This is a genomic window from Nocardia sp. (assembly GCF_025465275.1).
Lineage (GTDB): Bacteria > Actinomycetota > Actinomycetes > Mycobacteriales > Mycobacteriaceae > Nocardia.
Window position 1 is genome coordinate 22581 of sequence record NZ_JAODNK010000088.1, and the last position, 6036, is coordinate 28616.

Here is a 6036-nt window from a genome sequence, read left to right on the forward strand (position 1 = left end):
GCGCGTGTCGCCCTCGGCCAGCATGGAATCGGAGCAGCGGCCGCAGACGCGCCGCGCCGGCCGGCAAAGGAGCCCGTGATGACGATGATGGCAGCCGCTCGACGGATCGGGGCATGGGACGGCTTCACCGGCGGCCTGTGGCGTGACGCCATCGATGTGCGCGACTTCATCCAGCAGAACTACACGCCGTACACCGGCGACGACAGCTTCCTGAGCGGCCCCACCGCACGCACCCTCGGCATCTGGGACAAGCTCAGCTCCCTCTTCCCCGCCGAACGCGAGCGCGGCATCCACGACGTGGACCAGCACACCCCGTCCAGCATCACCGCGCACGCGCCGGGCTACATCGATGAGCACGCCGAGCTCATTCTCGGGCTGCAGACCGATGCCCCGCTCAAGCGCGCCATCATGCCCAATGGCGGCTATCGCATGGTGCAGCACAGCTTGCGCGCGTACGGCGTCGAGGAGGATCCGCGCGTCGCGGAGATTTTCACCAAATACCGGAAGACCCACAATGACGGCGTGTTCGATGCCTACACCGAGGACATTCGCGCCGCCCGCAGTTCCGGCATCGTCACCGGATTGCCGGATGCCTATGGACGCGGCCGCATTATCGGCGACTACCGCCGTGTCGCGCTGTACGGCGTGAACGGGCTCATCGTGCACAAGATGGCCGACAAGGCAGCGCTGGACGAGCACTGGGCGGACGACGAAACCATCCGGCTGCGTGAGGAAGTCAGCGAGCAGCTCCGCGCCCTCATGGAACTGAAGACCATGGCCGCCTCGTACGGATTCGATATCGGACGGCCCGCCGCGAACGGGCGGGAAGCCATCCAGTGGCTCTACTTCGCGTATCTGGCGGCGGTCAAGGAACAGAACGGCGCCGCGATGTCGCTGGGGCGCACCGCCAATTTCATCGACATCTATCTGGAGCGGGATCTGGAAGCCGGGCTGATCACCGAGGATTATGCCCAGGAACTGGTGGACGACTTCGTGATCAAGCTGCGCATCGTCCGCTTCCTGCGCACCCCCGAATACGACGAACTGTTCTCCGGCGACCCCACCTGGGTGACCGAATCCCTCGGCGGAATCGGCACCGACGGCCGAGCGCTGGTGACCCGCACCAGCTTCCGCTACCTGCAGACGCTCTACAACCTGGGCCCGGCGCCGGAACCCAACCTCACCGTGTTCTGGTCGCCGCGACTGCCGCGCGGTTTCAAGCGGTTCTGCGCCAAGGTCTCCATCGATACCAGTGCCATCCAGTACGAATCGGATGAGCTCATGCGTCCGCGCTTCGGCGACGACACCGCCATCGCCTGCTGCGTCTCCGCCATGGAGGTGGGCAAGCAGATGCAATTCTTCGGTGCGCGAGTCAATCTCGCCAAGACGCTGCTCTACGCCGTCAATGGCGGGCGGGACGAGAAGTCCGGCAAGGTGATCGCCCGCGGCTTCCGGCCGATCACCGCCGAGGTGCTCGACTACGCCGAAGTGGATGCGGCGCTGGACAAGCTGATGGACTGGCTGGCCGGGACCTATGTGCACGCGCTCAATGTCATTCACTACATGCACGACAAGTACGCCTACGAGCGCATCGAAATGGCGCTGCACGATACGGCCGTGCGCCGCACCATGGCCTGCGGCATTGCCGGGCTGGCCGTGACCGTGGACGCACTCTCGGCCATCAAGTACGCGAAAGTCACTGCGCTGCGCGATGACACGGGGCTGGTCGTGGACTACCGCGTCGAGGGCGAGTTCCCGGCCTACGGCAATAACGACGATCGGGTGGACAGCATTGCCGCCGGTCTGGTGGAGCGGTTCATGCGCAAGCTGCGCCGCTACCCCGCCTATCGGCAGGCCGAGCACACCCAGTCGGTGCTCACCATCACCTCGAATGTGGTGTACGGCAAGAAGACCGGCAATACCCCCGACGGGCGGCGGGCGGGTGAACCGTTCTCACCGGGCGCGAACCCCATGAACGGCCGCGATATCCACGGCATCGTGGCCTCCGCCATGTCGGTGGCGAAACTGCCGTATTCGCAGGCGCAGGACGGGATTTCACTGACCACCACCGTCACTCCGCAGGGACTGGGCCGCACCGCCGACGAGCGCATCACCAATCTGGCCGGTGTGCTGGACGGCTACATCGCCACCGGCGGCTTCCACATGAACGTGAACGTCCTGGACCAGCAGACGCTCACCGATGCCATGGAACACCCGGAGAAGTACCCGCAGTTGACCATTCGTGTCTCCGGCTATGCCGTGAACTTCGTGCGCCTGACCCGCGAACAGCAACTCGACGTCATCAACCGCACCTTTCACGCGAGCCTGTGATGACCACCGCGCTGACACCCGTCACCGGTTCGGTCCACTCCTGGGACGTCTCCACCGGAGTGGACGGGCCGGGCACCCGCTTCGTCACCTTCCTCAGCGGTTGCCCGCTGCGCTGCCGGTACTGCCAGAATCCCGATACCTGGTTGCGCGACAACGGCACTCGGTACAGCAGTGACGACATCCTGGCCGAGGCAGCGAAATACGTGCCGTTCATCACGGCCGGTGGCGGTGGCGCGACCCTCAGCGGCGGAGAACCGTTGCAGCAGCCCGATTTCGCGACGGCCCTGCTACACGGCTTCAAAGAGCTCGGTCTGCACACCGCGCTCGATACCTCCGGCTATCTGGGCCCGCTCGCGAGCGATGAGCTGCTCGACGCCACCGACCTGGTGCTGCTGGATATCAAGGCCGGACAACCCGATACCTACCGCCGGCTCACCTCGCGGGAATTGGAACCGACCCTGCTTTTCGCCGAACACCTGGCAGCGCGGAACCAGCCGGTGTGGGTGCGCTACGTGCTGGTGCCGGGCATTACCGACGCGCCGGAGGAAGTGAACGCGGTGGCACAGTTCGCCGCCGAACTCGGCAATGTGGAGCGCGTCGATGTGCTGCCGTTCCACACCCTCGGCCAGCCCAAATGGGAAGCACTGGGCCGCCGGTTCGTGCTCGCCGAGACGCCGCCGCCGACGGCCGAGCAGGTCGAGCGGGCGCGCATCGCCTTTCGGGCCTCCGGGCTGACGACCTACTGACCTGCGAGAATGACCGGGTGGACAGTTCGGGAAAGATTCGGGTCTTCCTGCTCGACGATCATGAGATCGTCCGCCGCGGCCTGCAGGACCTGTTGGAAGCCGAGGGCGATATCGAGGTCGCCGGTGAAGCCGGCACCGCTGCCGAGGCATTGCGGCGGGTGCCTGCCGTCCGCCCCGATGTGGCCGTGCTGGATGTGCGGCTCGAGGACGGCGACGGAATCACGGTCTGCCGCGATCTGCTGTCGGATCTGCCCGACCTCAATGTGCTCATGCTGACATCGTTCTCCGATGACGAAGCCCTGCTCGGCGCGGTGCTCGCAGGCGCCAAAGGCTATGTGCTCAAACAACTTCGCGGGCCGCAGCTGGTCGATGCCGTGCGCCGGGTGGCGGGCGGGGAATCCCTCATCGATCCCCGCACCGCCGCCGACCTCACCGCTCGCCTGCACCGCCCGGCCGCCGGCAATCCCCTCGAAGAGATCGACCTGACCGACCGGGAACGGCAGATCCTGGCACTCATCGGCCAGGGGCTGAGCAATAAGCAGATAGCCGCGCAGGCCTTTCTCTCGGAGAAGACCGTCCGCAACTACGTCTCGATCCTGCTGGCCAAACTGGGGCTGGCCCGCCGCTCCCAGGCCGCCATCCTGGCCGAGCACCTGCGCCACGAGCACGGCGACAACTGGGCGGAATGAGCCGCTACCCCCGATCGACGGGAACGGGCGGAATCCCCCAGCGGGCGTACGTTTCGTCCGGTTCGACGGTGATCACATCCGCGGCCTTCACCAGATCGTCGGGGACGACATGCCCTTCGAAATGCGTGGCATCGGGCACGATGACCGCCTCCGCGTCCAATCGCGTGATGGCGGATTTGAGCGCGGCCGTCAGGTGCCGGCCCGAGCGGCCGTCGGCCACTACCAGTTTGGCGAAGTCGTAGCCCAGCCGCCGGGCTCGGCTGCGGATCTGTTCCTCGTCCCATGCTTGGCGAATGCCACTGACATCGCTCCGCAGATATCCGACCGCCGTCGGGCGAAACCTCATGACCACCCCTGATCGATAAGCCAGTTATGCGTATACCCATCTGAGTATATGCACGGAGTGTGCATCTACAACTGCGTATACGGAATATGGTTGTCTGCACGGGGACAACATGATTCGAAGGGAGCGAACCCATGGCAGAACCGGCCTACGTCGCCATTGCGGGGAAGTACGCGAGACAGATCCGCACCGGGGCGCTCCCACCCGGCACGCAGCTACCGAGCTTCGCCGAGATCGCCGAGCGGAACGGGGTCTCCCAGATCGTCATCCGGCACGCCGTGAAACTGCTGCTCAGTCAGGGTTTGGTACGCACCATCGAGCGGCGCGGCACCTTCGTCACCGATCACCTCGACCTGGTCCGGGTAGCGCCCGAACGCCAATTGGAGAGCCCGGAAACCAGTTTCGGCCAGGAATCCGAGCACGAGGTGCGCGTCGAACGCGCCAGCAAGCGCATGTCCGCCACCGAAATCCTCGCCGAGATCCTCGGGCTCGACCCGGGCGCCGAGCTCACCCATGTGGTCACCCGGGCCAGCGAGGCCGGGCGGCCGATCTCCATCTCGGACTCGTACCAGCCGGTCGGCACCGATGGCACGGACGGCGCCGCCTTCCTCGAGGAGACCGTCGCCGACCAGCTCCCGAGTTCGACGCACGCGAGCTGGCTCAATACCCCGGCCGGTGATCTGGTGAAGACCGTGCACCAGCGCTTTCTCGCCCCCGACGAGCGCGTCATGATGGTCTGCGACGTCTCCTACCCGCGAGATCGCTACGGCGCCTTCGTCTTCCGCATGACCCTCGACCCGCAGGTCGCCCGCACCGGTTAGCGGCGCACCCAGCCCTGGGCCACATCCGCCAGATTCCACCACGAGACGTACTGCGCATCTTCCGATTCCAGCTCCCAGCCCGCGGCCAGCGCATCGAAGAAGGCGTCGTCACCGGTCTTGCCGCCCTTCGGCTCACCGAGGAAGATCAACCGCTCGCCCCCGGCCCGCGTGAAGTCCGCGAGCGCCTGCGAGGCCATGGCATTGCCCCAGCCCGGCGGCCAGCACAGCAGCAGCACCTGCCCCGATCGATCATGGGCCGCGTATTCGGCGAGATCACCGACGGAATGCCACACGTCCCGCTGCCCGGCCGCCCCCGGGAACGACACATTCCCGAGGCGATCCGGCGGCTCCGAGTCGTAGGCCGTCACCGCGAGCCCCGCGCCCGCCAGCTGCGCCGCCCAATACCCGCGCCCCGCACCGAGTTCCACCACCGGGCCACCCCGGCAGAATGCGGCCGCCCAGGCGAGCGTCTCCGGCGCGGGAATCGCATAGGCGTACACCGCCTGCAGAATCGTCTGTGCGTACCCGAGCCGCGCACTCCCCCGCGCCCGCCCGCCGTTCACCACCCGCCGCCCCTCCTGCTCGGACACCGAGTCCCCCACAATGTCCCAGTACGGATTCCCGCCGACCCCGTCCCCGCCGATCATGAAATGCACGAACCGCAGATCGAAGGCCGCATCGGCCTGCGCATCCCCGCTACCCACCAGCAACGGCGCAGTATCCAGATAATCCGCAACCTTGGGATATTCGGCCCGCAGCCGCCGCTCATCCCCCAGTAGTGCGGCCAGTTGCTCCCGGCGTGCAGCGCTCAGCGAAAGATCCGTCACACCTTAGATTTTCGCCCCGCCGGGCCGATTCCGCGTGGAGTTCCCGAACAGTGGCACAGCGTGCAGTGCTCCGCATCCGGCGAGCAACAGCGGACCGCCCAGTCCCATTGTGCCAGCGGACTATACGGCCCTGTGTGAGCTGGATAAGAATCGAAAGATGGTCGGGGTGACAGGATTTGAACCTGCGACCCTCCGCTCCCAAAGCGGATGCGCTACCAAGCTGCGCTACACCCCGTGACCTGTTCGGCCGAGGCCGAGGCTCCCAGCAGGGAGAAGAGC

General features: G+C 66.3%; 6 protein-coding genes and 1 tRNA gene. 4 read left to right on the forward strand and 3 right to left on the reverse strand.

Annotated elements, in window-relative coordinates; translation table 11 throughout:
• The first annotated feature begins 87 nt into the window (after positions 1 to 87).
• Genes pflB through JWN03_RS21285 form a run of 3 tightly spaced genes read left to right on the forward strand, consistent with a single transcriptional unit; the run spans position 88 to position 3766 of the window.
• Positions 88 to 2331, forward strand: coding sequence for a formate C-acetyltransferase (gene pflB, locus JWN03_RS21275; protein ID WP_441343036.1), 2244 nt, complete (start codon positions 88 to 90; stop codon positions 2329 to 2331).
• On the forward strand, positions 2331 to 3077 hold the full coding sequence (gene pflA / locus JWN03_RS21280; protein WP_297617716.1) for a pyruvate formate-lyase-activating protein: 747 nt from the start codon (positions 2331 to 2333) through the stop codon (positions 3075 to 3077). The genes pflB and pflA overlap by 1 nt, the downstream gene beginning before the upstream one ends.
• A 17-nt stretch (positions 3078 to 3094) precedes the next feature.
• Positions 3095 to 3766 carry a response regulator gene (locus tag JWN03_RS21285; protein WP_297617719.1) on the forward strand — a complete coding sequence of 224 codons (672 nt, stop codon included), beginning with the start codon at positions 3095 to 3097 and terminating at the stop codon, positions 3764 to 3766.
• A gap of 4 nt (positions 3767 to 3770) precedes the next feature.
• Here JWN03_RS21285 and JWN03_RS21290 read toward each other — a convergent pair whose 3' ends face one another.
• Positions 3771 to 4112 carry a hypothetical protein gene (locus JWN03_RS21290; protein WP_297617722.1) on the reverse strand — a complete coding sequence of 114 codons (342 nt, stop codon included), beginning with the start codon at positions 4110 to 4112 and terminating at the stop codon, positions 3771 to 3773.
• Between the two features lie 131 nt (positions 4113 to 4243).
• Here JWN03_RS21290 and JWN03_RS21295 point away from each other — a divergent pair, with 131 nt between their 5' ends.
• Positions 4244 to 4930 carry a GntR family transcriptional regulator gene (locus JWN03_RS21295; protein WP_297617725.1) on the forward strand — a complete coding sequence of 229 codons (687 nt, stop codon included), beginning with the start codon at positions 4244 to 4246 and terminating at the stop codon, positions 4928 to 4930.
• Here the strand turns inward: JWN03_RS21295 and JWN03_RS21300 are convergent.
• A complete protein-coding gene (locus tag JWN03_RS21300; RefSeq protein ID WP_297617728.1) occupies positions 4927 to 5757 on the reverse strand; it encodes a hypothetical protein in 831 nt (276 codons plus the stop codon). The two genes, JWN03_RS21295 and JWN03_RS21300, sit on opposite strands and share 4 nt — an antisense overlap.
• Positions 5758 to 5915: 158 nt before the next feature.
• Positions 5916 to 5992: transfer RNA gene (locus tag JWN03_RS21305), tRNA-Pro, on the reverse strand.
• Positions 5993 to 6036 lie beyond the last annotated feature (44 nt).

What these genes read in the sequence shown, in the direction of transcription:
- pflB (WP_441343036.1), top strand. Translation starts at nt 88, where the DNA reads ATGGCAGCCGCTCGACGGATCGGGGCATGGGACGGCTTCACCGGCGGC.
- pflA (WP_297617716.1), top strand. Translation starts at nt 2,331, where the DNA reads ATGACCACCGCGCTGACACCCGTCACCGGTTCGGTCCACTCCTGGGAC.
- JWN03_RS21290 (WP_297617722.1), bottom strand. Translation starts at nt 4,112, where the DNA reads ATGAGGTTTCGCCCGACGGCGGTCGGATATCTGCGGAGCGATGTCAGT.
- JWN03_RS21295 (WP_297617725.1), top strand. Translation starts at nt 4,244, where the DNA reads ATGGCAGAACCGGCCTACGTCGCCATTGCGGGGAAGTACGCGAGACAG.